Source organism: Bradyrhizobium cosmicum, from assembly GCF_032290525.1.
GTDB lineage: Bacteria > Pseudomonadota > Alphaproteobacteria > Rhizobiales > Xanthobacteraceae > Bradyrhizobium > Bradyrhizobium cosmicum_A.
This window is the reverse complement of record NZ_JASXTA010000169.1, coordinates 1-283: the sequence shown is the minus strand read 5'-3', so window position 1 is coordinate 283 and position 283 is coordinate 1. Positions and strand designations below refer to the sequence as shown.

The window sequence follows — 283 nt, the reverse complement described above, 5'->3', positions numbered from 1 at the left end:
CCTTAGGCTTGCGCCGGTCAGGTCGGCTTCGATTAGCCAAGCCTGGTCGAGAATTGCGCGATCGAGTCTGGCGCCGGCGAGCTTTGTCTTGTTGAGTCGGGCCGCGCGGAACGTTGCGCCGGACAGGTTGAGGCCCGATAGGTCCAGGCCGGATAATCTCTTCCCGGTGAAATCGGCGGGCGCGGCGGTGGTCGCTGAGGCGAGCGCGGCCTCGACCTCTCCGCGGGTCAATTCGGCCGAGACCATATCGGGCGACGTCAGGTCAACATGACGCATCATGTCC

At 64.7% G+C, this 283-nt stretch carries 1 protein-coding gene; it reads right to left on the bottom strand.

The features are described from left to right. The coding region (locus tag QSV46_RS39520; RefSeq protein WP_314964064.1) for a pentapeptide repeat-containing protein at positions 1-283 on the bottom strand (283 nt) is incomplete at both ends.